At 61.7% G+C, this 20652-nt stretch carries 16 protein-coding genes and 5 pseudogenes; 11 read left to right on the forward strand and 10 right to left on the reverse strand.

Features of this window, described 5'->3' with window-relative positions:
• Positions 1-434 precede the first annotated feature (434 nt).
• Positions 435-2040, forward strand: a pseudogene (locus VBE63_RS05880) (efflux RND transporter permease subunit); the annotation flags it as partial.
• Positions 2041-2090: 50 nt separating this feature from the next.
• Here VBE63_RS05880 and VBE63_RS05885 read toward each other — a convergent pair.
• Both VBE63_RS05885 and VBE63_RS05890 read right to left on the reverse strand, forming a co-directional pair.
• Positions 2091-2507, reverse strand: coding sequence for a PIN domain-containing protein (locus VBE63_RS05885; RefSeq protein WP_323682076.1), 417 nt, complete (start codon positions 2505-2507; stop codon positions 2091-2093).
• Positions 2508-2514: 7 nt separating this feature from the next.
• Positions 2515-2859 (reverse strand): AbrB/MazE/SpoVT family DNA-binding domain-containing protein, encoded by a 345-nt coding sequence (locus VBE63_RS05890; RefSeq protein WP_323682077.1) that lies wholly within the window; start codon positions 2857-2859, stop codon positions 2515-2517.
• An 86-nt stretch (positions 2860-2945) separates the two neighbouring features.
• Here VBE63_RS05890 and VBE63_RS31315 point away from each other — a divergent pair.
• From VBE63_RS31315 to VBE63_RS05915, 4 genes and pseudogenes are all read left to right on the forward strand, one after another.
• Positions 2946-3285 (forward strand): annotated as a pseudogene (locus VBE63_RS31315) (efflux RND transporter permease subunit); the annotation flags it as partial.
• Between the two features lie 356 nt (positions 3286-3641).
• Complete coding sequence (locus VBE63_RS05905; protein ID WP_323682079.1) at positions 3642-3887, forward strand: DUF433 domain-containing protein; 246 nt, start codon at positions 3642-3644, stop codon at positions 3885-3887.
• Positions 3888-3959: 72 nt separating this feature from the next.
• Positions 3960-4268 (forward strand): annotated as a pseudogene (locus tag VBE63_RS05910) (DUF5615 family PIN-like protein); the annotation flags it as partial.
• A 247-nt stretch (positions 4269-4515) separates the two neighbouring features.
• Positions 4516-4957: pseudogene (locus tag VBE63_RS05915) on the forward strand (efflux RND transporter permease subunit); the annotation flags it as partial.
• Between the two features lie 274 nt (positions 4958-5231).
• Here VBE63_RS05915 and VBE63_RS05920 read toward each other — a convergent pair.
• A complete protein-coding gene (locus VBE63_RS05920) occupies positions 5232-5492 on the reverse strand; it encodes a DUF1902 domain-containing protein (protein ID WP_323682080.1) in 261 nt (86 codons plus the stop codon).
• Between the two features lie 303 nt (positions 5493-5795).
• Between VBE63_RS05920 and VBE63_RS31320 the strand changes: the two are divergent.
• From VBE63_RS31320 to thiO, 6 genes and pseudogenes are all read left to right on the forward strand, one after another.
• Positions 5796-5876 (forward strand): annotated as a pseudogene (locus tag VBE63_RS31320) (IS1 family transposase); the annotation flags it as partial.
• Between the two features lie 32 nt (positions 5877-5908).
• Positions 5909-6847 (forward strand): 16S rRNA (adenine(1518)-N(6)/adenine(1519)-N(6))-dimethyltransferase RsmA, encoded by a 939-nt coding sequence (gene rsmA, locus VBE63_RS05925; protein WP_323682124.1) that lies wholly within the window; start codon positions 5909-5911, stop codon positions 6845-6847.
• Between the two features lie 53 nt (positions 6848-6900).
• Complete coding sequence (gene lon / locus VBE63_RS05930) at positions 6901-9306, forward strand: endopeptidase La (RefSeq protein WP_416274509.1); 2406 nt, start codon at positions 6901-6903, stop codon at positions 9304-9306.
• Complete coding sequence (locus tag VBE63_RS05935; RefSeq protein WP_323682081.1) at positions 9303-10094, forward strand: TSUP family transporter; 792 nt, start codon at positions 9303-9305, stop codon at positions 10092-10094. Before lon ends, VBE63_RS05935 begins: the two co-directional genes overlap by 4 nt.
• Positions 10095-10253: 159 nt before the next feature.
• Positions 10254-11234 carry a 4-hydroxy-3-methylbut-2-enyl diphosphate reductase gene (gene ispH, locus VBE63_RS05940; protein WP_323682082.1) on the forward strand — a complete coding sequence of 327 codons (981 nt, stop codon included), beginning with the start codon at positions 10254-10256 and terminating at the stop codon, positions 11232-11234.
• Between the two features lie 2 nt (positions 11235-11236).
• Positions 11237-12325 (forward strand): glycine oxidase ThiO, encoded by a 1089-nt coding sequence (thiO, locus tag VBE63_RS05945; protein ID WP_323682083.1) that lies wholly within the window; start codon positions 11237-11239, stop codon positions 12323-12325.
• 14 nt (positions 12326-12339) lie between these two features.
• On the opposite strand, the gene VBE63_RS05950 is transcribed toward thiO, so the two are convergent.
• The 7 genes from VBE63_RS05950 to VBE63_RS05980 all read right to left on the reverse strand — a co-directional run bounded on the left by VBE63_RS05950 (position 12340) and on the right by VBE63_RS05980 (position 20584).
• On the reverse strand, positions 12340-15471 hold the full coding sequence (locus tag VBE63_RS05950; RefSeq protein WP_323682084.1) for a multidrug efflux RND transporter permease subunit: 3132 nt from the start codon (positions 15469-15471) through the stop codon (positions 12340-12342).
• Positions 15468-16802, reverse strand: coding sequence for an efflux RND transporter periplasmic adaptor subunit (locus VBE63_RS05955; RefSeq protein ID WP_323682085.1), 1335 nt, complete (start codon positions 16800-16802; stop codon positions 15468-15470). The genes VBE63_RS05950 and VBE63_RS05955 overlap by 4 nt, the downstream gene beginning before the upstream one ends.
• A 70-nt stretch (positions 16803-16872) precedes the next feature.
• On the reverse strand, positions 16873-17523 hold the full coding sequence (locus VBE63_RS05960) for a PqiC family protein (protein WP_323682086.1): 651 nt from the start codon (positions 17521-17523) through the stop codon (positions 16873-16875).
• Between the two features lie 8 nt (positions 17524-17531).
• Positions 17532-17996, reverse strand: coding sequence for a hypothetical protein (locus VBE63_RS05965; protein WP_323682087.1), 465 nt, complete (start codon positions 17994-17996; stop codon positions 17532-17534).
• Positions 17997-18215: 219 nt separating this feature from the next.
• Positions 18216-18707, reverse strand: a complete 492-nt coding sequence (locus VBE63_RS05970; protein ID WP_323682088.1) for a paraquat-inducible protein A — start codon at positions 18705-18707, stop codon at positions 18216-18218.
• Between the two features lie 47 nt (positions 18708-18754).
• Entirely contained in the window at positions 18755-19561 is an 807-nt protein-coding gene (cobS, locus tag VBE63_RS05975) for an adenosylcobinamide-GDP ribazoletransferase (protein WP_323682089.1), read from the reverse strand.
• Positions 19562-19657: 96 nt separating this feature from the next.
• The gene (locus tag VBE63_RS05980; protein ID WP_416274511.1) at positions 19658-20584 is read right to left on the reverse strand and encodes a DUF808 domain-containing protein; all 927 of its coding nucleotides are present in this window, start codon (positions 20582-20584) and stop codon (positions 19658-19660) included.
• Between the last annotated feature and the right edge of the window lie 68 nt (positions 20585-20652).

Raw genomic sequence — 20652 nt, forward strand, 5'->3', positions numbered from 1 at the left:
CTTATAGAAATAGTGCCATCGCACGGCAGGTTGAAAGTGTAAAAATTTTTCGACTATTTTCTTGGCGTAAATTCGCTTCCGTGACTTACTGCGGGCTAATGTCTACGATTTTAGTCAATTTTTTGGTTATTTGATTCAATGACTTAGGGTGCTTTTAGTCGATCTTCGTGGTGTCCAAGCACCTTGGTTTGAGTTGTAAAAAATCCTGACACCTGAAGGCCGGTAAAATGGGGCAAAATGCAGAAAAATTCGCACTGAATGTGTTATGTGACGATATGGTTACGCTCGCAAGATAAACTAAATGTCTAAAAATCGGCAAGTTACTGATTTATCTAACCGCTTTTTGGTTTCTTCTCGCGGTGTTTTGCTACTGTAAATTTTTCGACACCTTCGGGGCTCCCATCAGGCCGGAAGTAGTTTTTGATTGCTTCAGCCCGGCGCTGTTCTTCTCGCTGCTGATCATCACACTGAGCTTTCTGCCGGTGTTTACGCTGCAGGCGCAGGAGGGCCTGCTGTTCGCACCGCTGGCCTTCACCAAGACCTATGCGATGGCGGCGGCGGCTGGGCTCCGAGTTCATGCCCGATCTCTACGAGGGCGATCTGATGTACATGCCGACGACGCTGCCGGGGCTGTCGATCGGCAAGGCGCAGGAGCTGTTGCAGCAGACCGATCGGCTGATCGCAACCCTGCCCGAGGTCGAGCGGGTGTTCGGCAAGATCGGCCGCGCCGACACCGCGACCGACCCGGCGCCGCTGACCATGATCGAGACCCTGATCCAGCTCAAACCGGAGTCCGAGTGGCGCGAGGGGATGACGGTCGACAAGCTGATCGAGGAGCTGGATGCGACCGTCGATCTGCCGGGTCTGACCAACGCCTGGGTGATGCCGATCAAGACCCGCATCGACATGCTCGCGACCGGCATCAAGACGCCGGTTGGGGTCAAGATCGCCGGGCCGGATCTGGCCGAGATCGAGCGCATCGGGCAGGCGGTGGAGCGCGCGGTGCTGCAGGTCGAGGGCACCACGTCGGCGTTCTCGGAGCGTGTTGCCGGTGGTCGCTATGTCGAGATCCGGCCTGATCGGTTGGCGGCGGCACGGGTCGGGCTCAACGTCAGCGACATCAATCGCCTCGTCGCGGTCGCCATCGGCGGAATCAACCTGACCCGGACCGTCGAGGGTTTGGAGCGCTATCCGGTCAATCTGCGCTTCCCAAGGGAGCAGCGCGACAGTGTGCAGGAGCTGCGCGAGCTGCCGATCGTCACGCCGACCGGCGCGCAGATCCCGCTGGCGCAGGTCGCCGAGGTGGTGATCGCCGACGGCGCACCGATGCTCAAGAGCGAGAACGCGCGGCTGAACGGCTGGACCTTCGTCGATATCCGCGGGCGCGATCTCGGCAGTTGGATCGATGAGGCCAAGCAGGTGGTGAGCGAGGAAGTCGAGTTACCGCCCGGCTATTCGTTGGCCTGGTCGGGTCAGTACGAGTACATGGAGCGTGCCAGGGAGCGGCTGACCCAGGTCGTGCCAGTGACCCTGGCGGTTATCTTCCTGCTGCTCTATCTCGCCTTCCGCAGCGGTGGCGAAGCATTATTGGTGATGTTGTCGTTGCCGTTCGCGTTAGTCGGCGGCTTCTGGCTGATCTACCTTCTGGGCTACAACCTCTCGGTGGCGGTCGCGGTGGGCTTCATCGCGCTGGCCGGCGTTGCTGCTGAGTTCGGCGTGGTGATGCTGGTGTATCTGGACAATGCGCTGGCGCAATGGCGCAAGGAAGGTCGGCTGAGATCGGTCGAAGACCTCAAGGGCGCGATCGAGGAGGGCGCTGTGCTGCGCATCCGGCCGAAGGCGATGACGGTGGCGACCATCTTCGCCGGGCTGTTACCGATCATGCTGTTCGGCGGCATCGGCTCCGAGGTCATGCGCCGCATCGCCGCGCCCATGGTCGGCGGTATGATCACCGCGCCGCTGCTGAGCCTGTTCGTGATCCCGGCGATCTATCTGCTGTGGCGACAGCGAGTATTCCAGAAAACCGTGGGCGCGCTGTAGTAGCCTCGGCGTGGATGGCGAATCCTAGCTTGTGCAGCGGCATTATTTGTCTACTGGTCTTCGAGTACGCTTGCCAAGGCCTCTCGTAAACTGAGCACTCGCAGGCCAGCGATGCCTTTGCCGTAGAGGTGTCCGAAATGAGTGCGGTCGCCGGTGACGAGGATGTCCACTTCCGCAACCATGGCTGCGGCTAAGATTGGCGCATCCTTGTCCGGCAAGCCGTGCTTTGCCGCTTCTGCAATGGCTGATGCACCTGGTGTTGGTGTGTCTTCAAGCTGTTCTTTTAAGGCGTTCAGTATTGGCGCGCGCTGCGGGCATTTGAGCGCGATGTTGCGGTGAACCTCGTCCCAGGCAAACGCCGATGTCACCAGTGTGCAACGGTCCGCTGAGGCCAGATCGAAGAGCAGTAGCGCAGGGTTACCGTCCCGATAAGCCGCACTAAACAGGATGTTTGCGTCCAGAAACAAGCGCACCTCAAGCATCCCTGCCGAGTGCCGCCAAAACTCGCGCCTGAAGCGCGTCAGGGATTGCGTTCTCGCGCTCGAACTCTTCAACACGCGGTGCAGAATAGATTTCAACCGGATAGACCACCGCCGGCTTCAACAAGATCGCTCCCTCGGCGGTCGTTTCCACGAGCAGCGGAGCATCCCCCGTTAGGCCAACCGACCGTAAAATTGCTTGCGGAATGGTCACTTGGCCTTTTTTCCCCAGTTTCACCAGTTCCACGCTCAATACCTCGCATGCCTCATCGTTGTCTTGTAGCTTACGCCAAATTCCGGTTCGCCGGATTCCGGCGATCGATCCGGCGCCACTAACCATGATCGAGATCCTGATCCAGCTCAAGCCCGAGTCCGAGCTTCTGCAGCGGCGGCGAGGCAATGCTGGTGATGCTCTCGCTGCGGTTTGCGCTGGCCGGGGTCGCTGCCGAGTTCGGCGTGGTGATGTTGGTCTGTCTGGATAACGCGCTGGAGTCTTGGCGCAAGGAAGGCCGGCTGAGATCGGTCGAAGACCTCAAGGGAGGGCGCGATCGAGGAGGGCGCGGTGCTGCGCATCCGGCCTAAGGAGATGACGGTGGCGACGATCTTTGCGGGCCTGTTGCCGATCATGCTGCTTGGCGGCATCGGCTCCGAGGTCATGCGCCGCATCGCCGCGCCGATGGTCGGTGGCATGATCACCGCGCCGCTGCTAAGCCTGTTCGTGATCCCGGCAATCTATCTGCTGTGGCGACAGCGGGGGCTGCGTTAGGGTCTCTCCTATTCAGGGGTGTCGTCTCGACAGCGACAATGATCCCTTGGTGGCCGCCCTTTTTCACCCCCCTGCGGGGCGGCTGGGGTGATTTTTTCCGTCCTCGCCCAAGCGTCACGCGCAAGTCATTGATTGTTCGTTCGTTCGCCGCTGGGGTAAACGAAATCTGACCTGGCTTGCAGGCTCATTCAATTCAGGGGGGTTAGAGACTGCGCAAATGTCTCCTATAATAGTCGTCCATCCCGCTGAGGTTTCCATCGACTGTCCGTGCTCACCACCATCAACTCCATCCAGGAGATCCTGGCTGAGGCACTGCTACGATGAGCCCTGCAGCCCATCCAACCGGAGAGGCACCGATGACCTTCAATATGGACCTGAATGACCGTATCCAGATCGATCCCGGGATCTGTCACGGCAAGCCTGTCATCCGCGATACCCGGGTCCCGATCTCTGTGATCATTGGCAGCCTGGCCGCCGGGATGGATTTGGCGGAGATCAAGGCCGAGTACGGGGTGACCGCTGAGGACATTCAGGCGGCGCTCAACTTCGCCAACGACCTGATCGTCCAGGAGTCCTTCCACAACCTGCCGCGCGTCGCTTGATGCGCTTCCTGCTTGATGCCAACATGCCGCGCTCGGCCTTGCGCGTCCTAATGTCCGCAGGGCAACTCCGCGAGCCATGTCCGCGATCTCGGCATGGGAACAGCCACCGACAACGCCATCGACCAACACGCCCAGGCGTCCGACGCCATTCTGGTGACCCGAGACCTAGACTTTGCCGATACCCGTGCCTATCCGCCTGAGTCGTCTGCGGGGCGAGTCGTGCTGCGGGTTCCCGATAACCGAACGGCGACCGACATCTCCGACCTGCTGGCGCGGTTCCTCGCCGTAGCCGAGCTGATCCCCCAGATCCCCGGGCACCTGGTCGTGCTTGAAGAGAACCGTGTTCGCTTCCGTCCTGCACTGGTGCCAGATGAGGCCTGATCGACTGCTCAATCACTTCGACCGGATTGCCGAGGCGCCGTAGATCGCACCGGGCAGCATGACCTGGCCGAGCTGCCCACTCTTCAGAACTGGTTTCTGAAGGCGGCTGTTCGCGCCGCTGGCCTTCACCAAGACGGATCGGCTGGCGGCGGCGCGGGTCGGGCTCAACGTGAGCGACATCAACCGCGTTGTCGCGGTGGCCATCGGAGGGGTCAATCTGACGCAGACGGTCGAGGGCCTGGAGCGCTATCTGGCCTTCCGCAGTGGCGGCGAGGCGCTGCTGGTGATGCTGTCGTTGCCGTTCGCGTTGGTCGGCTGATTTATCTGCTCGACTACAACCTCTCGGTGGCAGTCGCGGTCGGTTTCATCGCCTTGGCCGGGGTCGCCGCCGAGTTCGGCGTGGTGATGCTGGTGTATCTCGACAATGCGCGAAGCAATGGCGCAAGGAGGGCCGGCTGACGAGCGTTGATGAGCTCAAAGGCGCGATCGAGGAGGGCGCGGTGCTGCGCATCCGGCCCAAGGCGATGACGGCGGCGACCATCTTCGCGGGACTGCTACCGATTATGCTGATCGGCGGCATCGGCTCCGATGTCATGCGTCGTATTGCAGCGCCCATGGTCGGCGGCATGATCACCGCCCCGCTCGTCCCAGGCAAACACCGATGTCACCAGTGTGCAGCGGTCCGCTGAGGCCAGATCGAAGAGCAGTAGCGCAGGGTTGCTGGTTTGATCGGCGCTACGACAACGAGCGCGGGAAAGGCGATCACAGACATCTCGGCGATCAGGAATCCGCACTGGCCTTTACCTCGATGCCGCAGCTCCTGATCGATTTCGATCGCGATATCCAACGCTGGAGAGAGATCCATGAACAGGTTGATGATTGAAGTTGCGAGTGAGGAGGAGGCGCTCGCCCAAGCCATTGCCTCGCTCTAACACAACACACCGCAGATGCCGCGCTACCTGTTCAGGACGCAAGAGGATCTTCTCGATACACTTGGCGCAACTGCCCGAGATGACTGGTCGTCAGTACCTGCAGCGGTATCCCCGCATCAGCGGGGCAGTGATTTTCGGCAAGCATTTCGGGGACGCGGTCGCGGAGCAACGCCATCATCGATTCCCAGGTGGGTGCTTCGCCGACCAAGCCGGGCACATTGCTCTCGGCGACATACCAAAGGTTAACCTCGGCATCCCAGGCGATGTGGATGCTGTACTCAGTGTAGTCCATGGCGAAACCTGACTCTCGATCAAAGTTGGACCCGCATCGGCCATAGTTTAACAGTGCTTGACCACGCTGTTGGCGCCCAGTCTGCGGATCGCCGAACGCAGCGCGGGTAAACGCCTAATTCCCTCGACGACCAGACTGTTGCCGAGGGGTGTAACCTAGCGTCGGATCGGCCCTGGGTATGCGCATAATGTATATTATGTAAAGTCGCATGTGTCACATCTGCTGTAAAGACCAACAGCCTCGGCTGCTGCCAGCTCGGGCTATGCTAACTGGATTCGTGATACCGCGCGTGGAGATAAAAGAAAGAATCGGCAGGTTGAGCCTATTGATGCCGAGCTCGACGAAATGTTGAGCTATGTTCAGAGCAAAGATCATCCGCGCTATAGTTAAGGCTATCAACCTTGACTTTAGCAACCATGCAGCACCAAGCCCGCAAGCGTTTTGGACAGAACTTTCTCCATGATCCAGGGGTGATCCGAGGTATCCTCGCAGCGGTGGCGGCGCGGCCTGGCCAACATTTGGTTGAGATCGGTCCCGGTCAAGGGGCGATCACAGAGGGGCTGCTGGAGACCGCCGGCGTGATGGATCTGATCGAGCTGGATCGCGATCTGATCGCGCCCTTGGCAGATCGCTTCGGTGGCCAAGTGATGCATCGGTCGCAACACTCGAGCCATTCAGCGGTTCAGGTCGATCGCCAGAAGCCCTCTCGCCTGCGCATCCACAATGCCGATGCCTTGAGCTTCGATCTCTGCGCACTGCTGCCGCGAAGTGCTCAGGATCTGCGATCGCCTGCTCCAGCGGCTTTGTCTCAGCCCGCCACCGATAGCGAGCGCGATCCGCCTGCGGAGCACCGGCTGCGCCTCATCGGCAATCTGCCCTATAACATCTCAACGCCCCTGCTATTCCGCTTCCTTGACCAGTCCGATTGCATTGAGGATATGCATCTCATGCTGCAAAAGGAGGTGGTCGACCGGATGACGGCGGAGCCTGGCACCAAGGTCTATGGCCGGCTCTCGGTGATGGTGCAAACCTTCTGCTCGGCCCGGCGCCTGTTCCTGGTCTCCGCTGGCGCCTTTCGACCCGCTCCCAAGGTCAGCTCGGCGGTAGTCCGCTTACACCCACACCGCCCACTGCCCTACCCGCTCGCTGACTCAACCTGGCATGCCCGCATCGTTGCAGCGGCCTTCGCGCAGCGTCGCAAGACCTTGCGCAATAGTCTCTCTGGGCTGATCACTCCGCAGCAGATGATCGCGCTGGAGATTGACCCGGGTGCGCGCGCAGAAACCCTCTCTGTCGCCCACTTCGCTGCGCTCGCGAATGCCTCCAGCGCTTGCATTGATGCGCAAATTCCCTGAGATTGGAAGGCATTTTGTGATTGGTTGATGAAAAGACTGGAGAGGGGTAGCCGATGAGCGATGAGGTTTCCGACACCGAGCACCAGGATCATGAGGGCATGGATCAGGAGGGCGGCGAGCTTGCTCGGGCGCGTGACGTACTGCCGTCGCTGATCCATCTGCTACCGGTGGCCTCGCGTCCGTTCTTCCCTGGGCAGGCGGTGCCACTGCTGATGGATGCGGAGTATTGGCTGCCGACCATGAAAGCAGTCGGCGAGACTGAGCACAAGATCCTAGGCGTGGTATTGGTCGGCAGCGATACTTCCGAGGAGGCCCGCACCGCTGATTTCAAGCCGGTGGGTACCGCCTGTCGCGTGCATCGGGTGCATTCGGAGGAAGGCAAATTGCAGGTGCTGGTCGAATGCCTGCAGCGCTTCCGGATCGAAGACTTCGCGAGTCGGAAACGCCCCTTCTCGGCGCGCGTTGGCTATATGCCCGAACCCTCTCCAGAGCCGGAGGATCAGATCAAGGCCTACGCGATGGCGGTGATCAACACGATCAAGGAGTTGCTGCCGCTGAATCCGCTCTACGTTGAGGAGCTGCGGATGTTCCTCGACCGCTTCGGGCCGGATGATCCGTCGCATCTGGCCGACTTCGCCGCCAGCCTCACCACCTCGACCAAAGAGCAGCTACAAGAGGTGCTCGAGGCGGTGCCGCTGATGAAGCGCATGGAAAAGGTACTGGTGCTGCTCAATAACGAGCTGGAGTTGGCCAAGGCGCAACACTCGATCCGCCAGTCGGTCGAGGAGCGCATGCAGAAGCAGCAGCGCGAGTTCTTCCTCAAGGAGCAGCTCAAGGCGATCCAGAAAGAGCTCGGCATCGCCAAGGACGATCGCACCGCGGAGATGGACAAGTTCAAGGACCGACTAAAGAAGCTGACCCTGACTGGCGAGGCCCAGAAGCGCGTCGATGAGGAGATGGACAAGCTGGCGATGCTCGAGACCGGCTCACCCGAGTATTCGGTCACGCGCAACTATCTAGACTGGATTACGCTCCTGCCCTGGGGGGTCCATTCTAAGGATAAGCTCGATCTGAAGCGGGCGCGACGGGTGCTGGATCGCGATCACTATGGCCTTGAGGACGTTAAGCATCGCATCCTCGAGTTCCTTGCTGTCGGCATCCATAAAAGTGAGATTGCCGGTTCGATCATCCTGCTCGTGGGCCCGCCAGGCGTCGGCAAGACCTCGATCGGGCGTTCGATCGCTGATGCGCTGGGACGCCGCTTCTACCGCTTCTCGGTCGGTGGTATCCGCGACGAGGCCGAGATCAAGGGCCATCGACGCACGTACATCGGCGCCATGCCCGGCAAGTTCCTGCAAGCGGTCAAGGATGCAGGTACGGCCAACCCAGTCATCATGCTCGATGAGATCGACAAGATCGGCGCCAGTTATCACGGCGACCCAGCCTCGGCGCTGCTCGAGGTGCTCGACCCGGAGCAGAACGTCGACTTTCTCGATCATTACCTCGACCTGCGCTTCGATCTGTCGAAAGTGCTCTTCGTTTGCACCGCCAATCAGACCGACAGCATCCCCGGTCCCCTGCTCGACCGCATGGAAGTGATTCAGCTCTCCGGCTACATCGCCGAGGAAAAGCTGGCGATCGCCAAGAAATATCTGCTACCTCGGCAGATTGATCGCGCCGGCTTGCCGAAGACCACGGTCAGGCTCAAGACCAAGGCGCTGCGCACGCTGATCGACGGCTACGCTCGGGATGCCGGCGTGCGGCGACTGGAAAAACAACTTGGCAAGATCGTCCGCAAGGTGGCGGTGAAGATGCTCGAGGGTGCTGAGACGCCGATTGAGATCGACTCGACGATGCTCAAGGATTATCTCGGTAGCCCGGTGTTTCGTGATGAGCGGAAGCTCACAGGTCCCGGCGTGGTCACAGGATTGGCATGGACGGCCATGGGTGGTGCTACGCTCTCGATTGAGGCCCTACGCACGCATGAGTTCGCGCGCGGATTCAAGCTCACGGGTCAACTCGGCGATGTGATGAAGGAGTCTGCCGATATCGCCTATGGCTTCATCCTCAGTCATGCAGCTGAATTTGGCATCGATCCGGGTTTTTTTGAGAAGGCCTTCATCCATCTGCATGTGCCTGCTGGTGCAACACCAAAAGACGGCCCATCGGCCGGCATCACCATTGCTTCAGCGCTGCTCTCCCTAGCACGGAACAAGCCGGTGCGTCGCATCGCGATGACCGGCGAGCTGACCCTGACCGGCGAGGTGTTCCCAATTGGCGGTGTGCGCGAGAAGTTGATTGCGGCCCGCCGCGCAGGCATTAAGGAGATCTTGCTACCAGAGGATAATCGGGGTGAGTTCGACGAGGTCCCCGAGCATGTCAAGAAAGGTCTGAAGGTGCACTTTGTCAGCCGCTTCGAGGATGTCGCTGCGCTGTTATTTGTGGTCAGGGCGGAGTGAGCGCTAACCTGAAGACCACTCTGAAGACCAACCTGAATATGGAATTTCTCGAGATTGCCCCGCTGATGTTTGTGCTCGCACTCATCGCGGGGTTGATCGATGCCATCGCCGGCGGGGGTGGCCTAATTACCGTGCCGGCGCTGCTTTGGGCGGGGCTGCCGCCGGTTGCAGCACTGGCGACCAACAAGGCGCAGGCGGTCTGGGGCTCGTTTGCGGCGACCGCGCATTTTGTTCGCCAAGGCACTATCGATCTGCGCTGCTCAACCTTGCTCGTGATCTGCACCTTCATCGGCTCGGCCCTGGGTGCCCTGTTAGTGCAATATCTCGGGTCTGAGCTGCTGGCGCGATTGGTGCCACTATTGTTGATCGCCTTCGCGCTCTACTTCCTGTTCTCGCCACGGGTCTCGGACTTGGATTCGCAGCAGCGCATCGGCCTACCTGCGTTTGCGCTGACCATCGGTTTCGGCGTTGGTTTCTATGATGGCTTCTTTGGGCCTGGCACGGGCACCTTCTTCGCGATGGGCTTTGTCGCCCTGCTCGGCTTTGGCATGCGCCGGGCCACCGCTCACGCGAAGCTCCTCAACTTCACCAGCAACCTCGCGGCCCTCTTGTTCTTCCTGCTCGGCGGGCATGTAGTCTGGTCGCTGGCGCTGATCATGGCTGGTGGGCAGCTGACTGGAGGCTGGCTAGGTGCCCACTTGGTACTTCGGCACGGGGCCGGATTGGTGAGACCAGTGTTGGTCGTCGCTTCGCTTGCGATCTCGCTCAAGCTACTGTTGCGGGGCTGATCTAGGGAGTTGCCTCTACCCTTTATCTACCGAACTGTTGGGCTCGAAGAAGGTGGCGATCGCCGACAGCCTCGGGATAACCCGACTGTCCTACTGAGACACGGCTGCTAGAATGGTGCCCTGTTTGCCTAGCCCGGCCGCAAGGCCCCAGCCCTTCTGATGGACATACTCCTCGCCAATCCCCGCGGCTTCTGTGCCGGTGTCGATCGCGCTATCGAGATCGTCGAGCGCGTGCTCGAACTTTATGGCGCACCGATCTATGTGCGCCACGAGGTGGTGCACAACCGCTATGTGGTCGAGGATCTGCGCAACCGCGGCGCGATCTTCGTCGATGACATTGCCGCCATTCCAAACGGCGCCACCTGCATCTTTAGCGCCCACGGCGTCTCGCAGCAGGTGCGCGAGCAGGCCGCCGAGCGCGGATTGCGCATCTTCGATGCCACCTGCCCACTGGTCACCAAGGTCCATCTTGAGGTCGCACGCCACTGTCGAGATGGCTTCGATGTGGTCTTGATCGGTCACCGTGGCCATCCCGAGGTGGAAGGGACACTCGGCCAGTGCCAGGCCGATGGCGGTCGCATGCACCTGATCGAGACCGCAGAGGAGGTCGCGGGGCTTGAGGTTGCCGACCCTGAGCGCGTCGCCTATGTCACCCAGACCACGCTCTCGGTCGACGATACCGCGAGCGTCATCGAGGCCCTGCGCTCGCGCTTTCCCAAGCTCGTCGGCCCAAAGAAAAGCGATATCTGCTATGCGACCCAGAACCGCCAGGATGCGGTGCGTGACCTCTCGGCCAAGGCCGACCTGATGCTGGTGGTCGGCTCGACCAACAGCTCCAACTCGAACCGACTGCGTGAGCTGGCCGAGAAGCAAGGCATCCCGGCCTATCTGATCGATGGCGCTGAGGATATCCAGCGTGACTGGCTCAGCCCTGGCAGCAGGGTTGCGCTGACTGCTGGCGCCTCAGCGCCTGAACTGCTGATCGAGCAGGTGATCAGCAGGCTTCAGGACTGGGGTGCTGGCGAGGTGCAAGCGCAATCCGGCATCCGCGAGCAGGTAGTGTTCGCGCTTCCCAAAGAACTACAGCCAACCGGTGTCGAGCCTCATCCTGAGGCTGGCGCCGGCCAGACTAACGCTTGATTATGAAGAAGATACTGATCATTGGTGGCGGCGTTATCGGCCTGATGACGGCGCGTGAGCTGGCCGAGGCCGGCGCCGAGGTGACGCTGATCGAGATGGGCAGCACCGGTAAGGAATCCTCCTGGGCCGGCGGCGGCATCCTCTCGCCACTCTATCCCTGGCGCTATCGCGGCGCCGTCACCGCCTTGGCGAGCTGGAGTCAGCGCGTCTATCCCGAGTTCTGTGAAGCGCTGTTCGAAGAGACCGGCGTCAACCCAGAATACAACCGCTCCGGGTTGTTGATCCTCGACCCGGATGCGCCCGATCTGGCGCTGAACTGGGCCGCGACTGAGCAGGCGCCGATGGCGGTGCTGGATCGCGCAGCGATCGCCGAGAAAGAACCCGGCCTGGGCGTCGACACCGATGGCGCACTCTGGATGCCCGAGGTCGCACAGATCCGCAACCCGCGTCTGACCAAGGCGCTGCACGCGAGCATCAGCAAGCGCGTTGAGATGCGCGAGCGCCAAGAGGTCCTGGATCTGCGTGTTGAAGACGGCCGGGTGCGCGGCGTCACCACCACCGCCGGCGCGATCGATGCCGAGCAGATCATCGTCTGCACGGGCGCCTGGACCGCACAGCTGCTCGAGAAGCTCGGCCGCAAGCCCGATATCCGGCCAGTGCGCGGACAGATGATCCTGTTCTATGCCAAGCCCGGCCAGATCCGGCACCTGTCGCTCTATCGCGAGCGCTATGTGATCCCGCGCAAGGACGGCCGAGTGCTGATCGGCAGCACCCTCGAAGAGGCCGGGTTCGAGAAGCGCACCACCGCCGAGGCGAAGGAGGAACTTTACCGGGTCGCCACCGAGATGTTCCCCTTGCTCAAACGCACACCGATCGAAGACCACTGGGCCGGACTGCGTCCCGGCTCGCCGAGTGGCATCCCTTACATCGGCCCCTATCCTGAGGTCGAAGGTCTCTTCGTCAACGCCGGCCACTTCCGCAATGGCTTGGTGACCGGCCCGGCCTCGGCACGACTCATCGCCGACCTGCTGCTCGAGCGCGAGCCGATCTTGCCGCCGTCGGCCTACGCCTTGGATAGCCCGCGGGCTTGATACAGACCGCTGACCTACGACTGTCGGTGCGGCTCAATGAGCGCGCCGATCTTGTCGCCAATCCACTGGAACATGACGTAAAGACCCGGAATCACCAGGATGCCGAAGATGGTCGCGGCCAACATCCCACCCAGCACGGTGAAGCCGAGGTGAATCCGTGAGTTCGCACCGGCACCGGTCGCCATCACCAGCGGCAGCAGACCGATGATGAAGGCAAGCGCGGTCATCAGCACCGCCCTAAAACGCATCCGGGCACCGGCTAGGGCCGCCTCGAAGCGGCTCTTTCCATCCTCCCGCTGCTCCTTGGCAAACTCGACGATCAGGATCGCGTTCTTGGCCGCCAGGCCAATCAGCAGGATCAGGCCGATTTGCGTGTAGAGATCGTTATCCAAGCCAACCATCCAGAGCGTCAACAAGGAGCCGAGCAGGGCGATAGTCACCGAGGACAGCACCGCAAACGGGATTGCCCAGCTCTCGTAAAGCGCGACCAAGAACAGATAGCCGAACAGCAGCGCAAGCCCGAAGATGGCCGCCTCGCTACCCGCACTCTGCTGCGCTTCCTGATAAGACATCCCCGTCCACTCGAAAGAATAACCATCAGGTAACGACTGCTTGGCCGTCGCCTCCATCGCCGCCATCGCCTCGCCGGTCGACTTGCCAGCGGGTGCACTGCCGTTGATGGCCGCGGTAAGGAACTGGTTGTAGCGGAACACCAGGTCGGCGCCCAACTCGTTGCGGATGTTGGCAATCACCTCGATCGGCACCATCTCGCCGCGATTTGAGCGCACATAGGTCGCACCAATGTTCCCTGCCGCGGAGCGCGCATCCTGCTCAGCCTGTAGGTTGACCTGGAAGGTCCGGCCCAGATAGGTAAAGTTATTGACGAAGCTGCTACCAAACACCGATTGCATGGTGCTGAACACCGCCGAGACCGGCACATCAAGGTACTGCGCCTGAGTGCGATCCAGGTCCAGATAGAGCCGTGGCGTATCGGCGCTGAAGGTCGAGTAGGCGTTCTCCACATTCGGGCTCTGGTTGGCGCTGGCCAGATAGCCCTTTAAGACCTGCGTCAGCGCTTGCGGTGACTGCCCGCCCAGCGCCTGCAGCTGCAGCGTGAAGCCGCCGGCATTACCCAGACCGGGGATCGGCGGCGGCGGAAAGAGCAGGATATTCGCCGCGGGTATGGCGTTGAATTGGACGCCCATAGTCTGCATTAGCCCGCGGATCTGGGTCTCGGGCGTGGTGCGCTCGTCCCAGGGATCGAGCACGATGACGGCCAGACCCGCATCCGATGAGGGTGAGCTGGTCAGCAGACTGAAGCCAGCGACCGTCAGCACATTGGCCACCCCTGGCGTCTTTTCGGCGATCTCGCGCACCTGCGACAACACCTCGCTGGTGCGCGGTAGGGCCGCACCACTGGGCAAGCTGACATCGAGGAAGAGCACGCCCTGATCCTCGTTCGGCAGGAAGCCGGTCGGTAACCGATCGAGGGTGAAGGCCGCCGCGCCCCCCGCGACCAGAATGATGATGCCAGCGATCGCTGAGCGCCGCGCGATCAACGAGACGATCTTCACATAACCATTGCGAGTCTTGTCGAGCCCGGCATTGAACCATTTGAATGGGCCCGTGCGCGACTCCTTCGGGGTACCCAGGAAGAGCGAGGTCAGTACCGGCGAGAGTGTCAGCGCATTCAGCGCCGAGATCGCCACCGCCGCCGAGATGGTCACCGCAAACTGCCGGAACAATTCGCCTGAGATGCCGGGAATGAAAGCCACTGGCGCGAAGATGGCGAACAAGACCAGAGTGGTCGAGATGATTGGCCCGGTGACCTGTTGCATGGCTTTCAGGGTTGCGGCGCGCCGGTCGAGCCCCTCCTCAAGCATAATGCGCTGCACGTTCTCGACCACGACAATGGCATCGTCGACCACCAACCCGATCGCCAACACCACGGCGAAGAGACTAATGGTATTGGCTGAGAACCCAGCCGCGAGCAGCACGATGAAGACACCGATCAGCGACACCGGAATGGTCACCGCCGGCACGATGGTCGCACGCCAATCCTGCAAAAAGAGGTACACCACAAGCAGCACGATGACCGCGGTGATCGCCAAAGTGACGACGATCTCGTGGATCGATTCGGTGACGAACAGGGTCGAGTCATACATGATCTCGGCCGCCACGCCGTCAGGGAAGCGCGCCTTCAGCCTTTCCAGCTCGGCACGCACGCCCTTGGCGACGCCGAGCGCATTGGCACCCGGCGCCTGATAGATCGCGATGCCCGCAGAGGGCTTGCCGTTGAATGTGGTCACCGCGCTATAGGACTGAGAGCCGAGCTCGACCTCGGCGATATCGGCGATGCGCACGATACCGCCATCCGCGGCGGTGCGGACCACGATCTGGCCGAACTCTTCAGGCGTGATGAGCTGGCCCTGGGTGACGATCGTGAACTGTGAGACCTGATCATCGCCGATCGGCGGAGCGCCGACGGAGCCGAGCGCAGCCTGGATGTTCTGTTCCTGAATGGCCTGCTTCACATCCTGTGGCGAGATCCCAAGCGCGGCCATGCGCGCCGGCTGCAGCCAAATCCGCATTGAGTAGTCGAGCGGACCGAACTGATTCGCCTCGCCCACGCCGGTGACGCGGGCCAGCTCATCCTGGATGTTGATGGTCGCGAAGTTCGATAGGAAGAGCGCGTCTTTGCTCTCATCCGGCGAATAGACAGAGACGACCAACAACAGATTGGTCGACTCGGCCTGCACCGTGACGCCCAACGCCTGCACCTCCTGCGGCAGCAGGGCCAAGGCCTGTGACACCCGATTCTGGGTGTTGACCTGGGCAATATCGGAGTCCGTGCCAACCTCGAAACTGACGGTGAGGGTATAGGAACCGGCGCTTGAGGCCACCGAGGACATGTAGAGCATGTCTTCGACGCCGTTGACCTGCTGCTCGATCGGGCTGCCGACGGTATCGGCAATGGTCTGCGCATCGGCGCCCGGATAGCTGGCCGTGACCTGCACCACCGGCGGCGTGATGTTGGGATACTGGGCCACCGGCATGGCAAAGATCGCCAGCAGACCAGCGACCACCAGCACGATGGAGACCACGGCTGCCAGCCGCGGCCGCTCGACGAAGGTCTTTGCGATCATTTGGAGTCGCTCGTGCCGTTGCTGGTCGTGGTCGTGGTCGTAGCCGCTGCCGCGCTCTCTTTTACCGGTGTTACCTCCATCCCCGGCTTGACCTTCTGCACCCCAGAGACGATGACGATCTCACCACTCTGCAGGCCCGAGCTAACGGCATAGCCGGTACCGATCTGCGCCCCGAGCTTGATGGTGCGCTGCTCAACACGGTTGTCCTTGCCCACCAGGTAGACCTGCTCGCCATCGCGGGTGCGTAGGATCGCCGAGGCGGGAACCACGGGTGCTTGTTGTGGCTCGGCCTGGCGCACCACCGCCGTCACGAACTGGCCGGGCAGCAACAGCCGATCCGGATTCGGGAAGTCGGCATAGATCGGGATCGTGCCAGTGGACGGATTCACCTGATTGTCGGCGAAGGCGACCTTCCCCTTTTGATCATAGGTCTTACCTGTTGGCAGGATCAGCTCCGGAACGAAGAGATCGCGCGCATGGTCGGCGCCATCATCGGCAACGCGTTCTTGGATGCGCACGAAATCCGCGCTCGGGATCGAGAACACGGCGCGGATAGGATCGAGCTGCACGACTGTCGCTAGCGTCCCACTGCTCGGGCCGACCAGGTTGCCCTGGGTGTATTGGGTTGCGCCAATGCGACCCGCAATCGGACTCGAGATGCGGGTATAGCCGAGGTTGATCTTGGCTTGCTCGATCGCCGCCTGTGCCTGTTTGATGCTGGCATTGGCACTCTCGACACCAGCCTGCGCCTCATCGCGCTGCGCCCTGGCGCGGTCGAAATTGGTCTGCGAGGTATCGCCCTTCTTCACCAATACCTCAAAGCGCTCGAAATCGGCCTGTTTGTCTTCCAAGGTCGCCTTGGCGCTGGACAATGAAGCCTCAGCAGCGGCGAGCTGACCTTCTGCGCTGGCCAAGGCAGCCTGATACTGGTCCTGCTCGATCTGGTAGAGCAACTGTCCGGCCTCGACCGTATGCCCTTGGTTGAAGGCGACCTCGTTGAGGAAGCCCTCAACGCGCGCCCGCAGATCAACCGATTGGATCGGCTTGATGGTGCCAATGTAGCGGTGCTCTGCCGTCACATCCTGCATCTGCACAGCGGCCACCACGACCGAAGGGGCTGGCCCCTGCGCGGCAGGCTCTTTGTCGTCCTTGCCTGACGGCGCATCGGTCGCCACAGCGCCTGCGGCCGCAACCAGCAGCAAGCCACCGAGCAGCAGCCCCCAGACAGACCCTCGGCGCCCAAAGGCCGCACCGTCTGGCGGCTTGATCACTGCTGACTTGGTCGCCTCGACCCTTGCGCGAGCACCAGGCTGCGATTGCATCCGACTCATCAATGCTGACTCCTAACCAGAGAAACTGTAGCGATCTGGCCCAGAAAACGATCTGGACAAGGGTAGACGCCTAGAGCCCGAGACCCAAAGGCGGCGGTGGCGATGGCTTCGGAAGCGCCTGCAGCACCTTTGCCACATCACGGCTGAAGCGCCCGAGACAGTGGCTCATCGCCGCTACTACGGACTCCGAATCCTGACTGTCGAGGCTGGTTTGGGTCGGACAGCGGTAGAGATCATCACGCGAGGCAAAGATCTGCTCCAGACGCGAGTCCATCACAGCCCAGCGCACCTTGAGGATGGCATCCCCGCCCTGGCGCCCTTCGAAATTGACCACCTCGGCGGTGATCCGGAAATCGAGCGGCGACCGCGCTTCGGATGGGAAGATCAGGATGCGGCTGGTATCGAGCAAATAGGCCAGATTCTCGCCCCAAACACGGAGGAAATCATCCTGCAGCGTACCACCCCAACGATTGAACTCCCAGAGATCCAGCCGGTTGGAGCCATCGCGCATCACCAATTGCGGACGATCAAGAAACTGCGGGAAGACGACAGGACCGATGCCGATCGACAGCGCACCACCACGGATGTCACTCGTGCGGCTGTCCACCTCCGGCAGCGGCGTCAGCACATAGAAGCGCGACGACGGCGAGGTGGCGCAGGCGCTCAGCAGCCCGAGCAACAACAGCCCGAGCACCTGGCGGATCAACAGCCGCTCGTTCAATACGTCCCTCATCGTTGCATGCCCCCCTTGCCCCGAATCAGGGCTTCTGGATGTCGGTCCAAGTAGTCCGCAAAGGTTCGGATAGCGCGCGCCGCGGCGCCGATGTCGCGTATTGTACGCAGGCTTTCAACGCTCAGGGGGGCGTCGGCCCCAATCAGTCCATTCATGTTGGCGACCAGTTGCCGGCTCTGCACCAGGATCGCCGCCAGTTCCGGGGCCATGCGGCTGTCAAGCTGATCCGCGAGCGAACTCAGGTTGGTGATGGTCTGCTCAAGTGCGCTCAGTGTCTGCCTGGTCGCGTTAGACTCGACCAGATCGCGCGTGCCATCGAGTATCCGGCTCAGATCATCGCCCATCTGCGCAAGCGGTATCTCCTCCACCTTGGCCAGGAGCCTTCTTAATTTGGTCGTGACCTCCTCGATCGGCGCTGGAATCGTCGGCAAGACCTGGTAGCCATCCTGCTCGCGCAGCACGGCCGCCGGCGCGTCTTGGTGGACATCCAGGCCTTGACCAGGCGCGCCTCGGGCAGCAGGGCGACGGCTTCCGCGTCTTCTGCCGCATGGCCCGACGGCCCCCCGGGGTGTGTTGATTCAGTGGCCATGGGGAAGGCCCCCGCCCCGGCGGCTCTGGCCCGGCTCGCCCGCGGCATCCCAGATCAGACGCGGGTCGAAGGCCATAGCCGCGAACATGGTTCAGCTGGGCTTCGAGACAAACGACCGGACCTTGATCGCGAATGGCCTCCTGCTCCGGTAGCACCAGCTCGCACACATCGCAGCCGATGACCCCTTCACCCCGTCGCGGTGGCCGCCACACCCGCTGCGGCAGTGGCACCCGCTCCCAGACGATATCCGGGTCCAAGGCCGCCTGCGCCCCAGCTTCAAGGGGGCAAGCACGATGAGCAGGAGCAGCAACTGCAGGCCAGGGGCCAGGATCGCGGTGAAGAAGACCACCGCCGCGACCTCAGCCTTGCCCTGGGCGGTGAGATCGGCGACACCACTGAACAGCGTCGTCTCCGTCCGCTGTCCCTGCATCTCGAACGACAGGAACGGAAAGCTATTGGCGACAATGAACAGAATCAGCCCAGTGAGCGCGAACGCCAGGGTCCGAGCAGCCGATGCCCACAGCGCGCGCAGCGTGACGAGCCGCGTGCTGGCAAGGGCGGGCTGCGCTGCAGCAGATCGCACCCCTTGCAGAGGCTAAGAGGGGCATCAGACATGGGTGTTCGCTCGCATCATTGCCCAACCAGCAGCACCGCGGCTAGCAGCAGCGCAGCCTCGGTCAGCTCGACCAAGGCGCCAGCCGTATCGCCGGTAAAGCCTCCGAGCCGCTCGAGCATGCTGCGCCGCCAGACGAACAGCAGCATAGCGGCTGTCACCATCAGCACCACACCAAGCCACCAACGGCCAACAAGCGCAAAGAGCAGGAGCGCCAGTGCCCCGCTCAGCGCTAATACCCAGCCAGCACCCCGTCGCGGAAGCTGATTGAAGAGTGCGGCACCCAACCCATCCGGACGCGCTGGGGGGGTGCTCAGCGGCAATGCCAGCAACTGCGCGCGCGCCAGCGCTGGCGTCAGCAACAGCATCAGGGCGCCAACTGGACTCGCCGGCAAGGACGCCAGGGCTGCGAACTTGATCACCAGGATCAGCCCCAGTGCGACCACGCCCATCGAACCAGTCAAGGGATCTTTGAGGATCTTCAGCGTCCGCTCTCGGCTGCCGAGCCCACCGACCCAGGCATCGGCGCAGTCACCCAGCCCGTCCAGATGCAGACCGCCGGTACTCCAGACCCAGAACGCCAATAGCAAGGCGGCCGTCGCCAGCGGCGGCGCATCCCGCGGAAGCCAGGTGAGGCCGAGCCAGAGCAGTAGCAGCACCAGGCCAAGCAACAGACCGACCAGCGGATAGCAGAGCGCGGATCGCCCGAGCACGATCTGGCTCGCATCCATTGGGCTGACACCCATGGCCCTAGGCAACGGCAATCGGGTCAAAAAGCGCATCGCGACCAGACAGGGGGCTTGAAGATCCCTTAATGACGCCATCCCATCACCACCCGATCCCTCCACAAATGGCCACTCAGCAAATGCTCATTCGGCGAACGATCACTCGGCAGCCGCTCTCATGCCTGAGCCGAACGCTCAGCTCCGACTTGAGCGCCAACGCCGAAACCCTGACACCAGAGCAACCGCCAGGGCGCCGGCCACAACACCAACCAAACCATTGACGAGCATCGGCGTGAGGGCACCCAGCATGCCACCGAATCCTTCAGCAAGATGCTCGAGCCCATGATGCAGCGCCGGAAAGCCATGTACCAGGATGCCACCACCAACCAGGAACATCGCGATCATGCCGAGCACCGACAGTGTCTTCATCAAATAGGGCGTGATGAAGAGGATGGCATTGCCCAGTGCGCGCCTGGCGCGATCCAGCAGCGCATCACCCTCAGTCTGGATCAGCGCGATGCCGGCATCATCGAGTCTAACGATCGCGCCCACCAAGCCATAGACGCCAACCGTCATCAGCAGTGCGACCCCCGAGAGCACCAAGATCCGCGTGAGCAGTGGCGCACCTGCGACGGTGCCGAGGGTGATCGCCACGATCTCGGCAGAAAGGATGAAATCCGTGCGGATCGCGCCCTTGATCTTGTCCTGTTCCAGTGTCTTGAGATCGGCCTGGGGGTTAGACAGGGCCGCTGTGATCTGCGCGTGATGCGCTTGCTCGGACTCAGCATCCTTCGAATACTGATGCGCAAGCTTCTCGAAGCCTTCGTAACAGAGGTAGAGACCGCCGACCATCAGCAGCGGTGTAATCAACCAGGGGACGATCGCGCTGATCAGCAGGGCAGCCGGCACCAGGATCAGCTTGTTGACCAGTGAACCTTTGAACACCGCCCAGACCACCGGCAGTTCGCGTTCAGCACGCACGCCGGTGACTTGCTGAGCGTTCAACGCGAGATCATCACCCAGCACGCCAGCGGTTTTGCGCGCAGCAACCTTGGCCAGGATAGAGACATCGTCCAGAACGGTAGCGACGTCGTCGAGCAGGGCGAGCAGACTGGTAGCGATTTCGGCAATCCTCGTGCCAGGAATTCAAGACGATGAGGCACCAGCAGCGCCGCGCTGCTAGGCCGATC

The sequence above is a fragment of the Lamprobacter sp. genome (genome assembly GCF_034860625.1).
Taxonomy (GTDB): Bacteria; Pseudomonadota; Gammaproteobacteria; order Chromatiales; family Chromatiaceae; genus Lamprobacter.

Coding starts and splice junctions, on each gene's coding strand:
- VBE63_RS05950 (WP_323682084.1), bottom strand. CDS start 15,471: ATGATCGCAAAGACCTTCGTCGAGCGGCCGCGGCTGGCAGCCGTGGTC.
- VBE63_RS05955 (WP_323682085.1), bottom strand. CDS start 16,802: ATGAGTCGGATGCAATCGCAGCCTGGTGCTCGCGCAAGGGTCGAGGCG.
- lon (WP_416274509.1), top strand. CDS start 6,901: ATGAGCGATGAGGTTTCCGACACCGAGCACCAGGATCATGAGGGCATG.
- VBE63_RS05920 (WP_323682080.1), bottom strand. CDS start 5,492: ATGGACTACACTGAGTACAGCATCCACATCGCCTGGGATGCCGAGGTT.
- VBE63_RS05905 (WP_323682079.1), top strand. CDS start 3,642: ATGACCTTCAATATGGACCTGAATGACCGTATCCAGATCGATCCCGGG.
- ispH (WP_323682082.1), top strand. CDS start 10,254: ATGGACATACTCCTCGCCAATCCCCGCGGCTTCTGTGCCGGTGTCGAT.
- VBE63_RS05890 (WP_323682077.1), bottom strand. CDS start 2,859: ATGGTTAGTGGCGCCGGATCGATCGCCGGAATCCGGCGAACCGGAATT.
- rsmA (WP_323682124.1), top strand. CDS start 5,909: ATGCAGCACCAAGCCCGCAAGCGTTTTGGACAGAACTTTCTCCATGAT.
- thiO (WP_323682083.1), top strand. CDS start 11,237: ATGAAGAAGATACTGATCATTGGTGGCGGCGTTATCGGCCTGATGACG.
- cobS (WP_323682089.1), bottom strand. CDS start 19,561: ATGGCGTCATTAAGGGATCTTCAAGCCCCCTGTCTGGTCGCGATGCGC.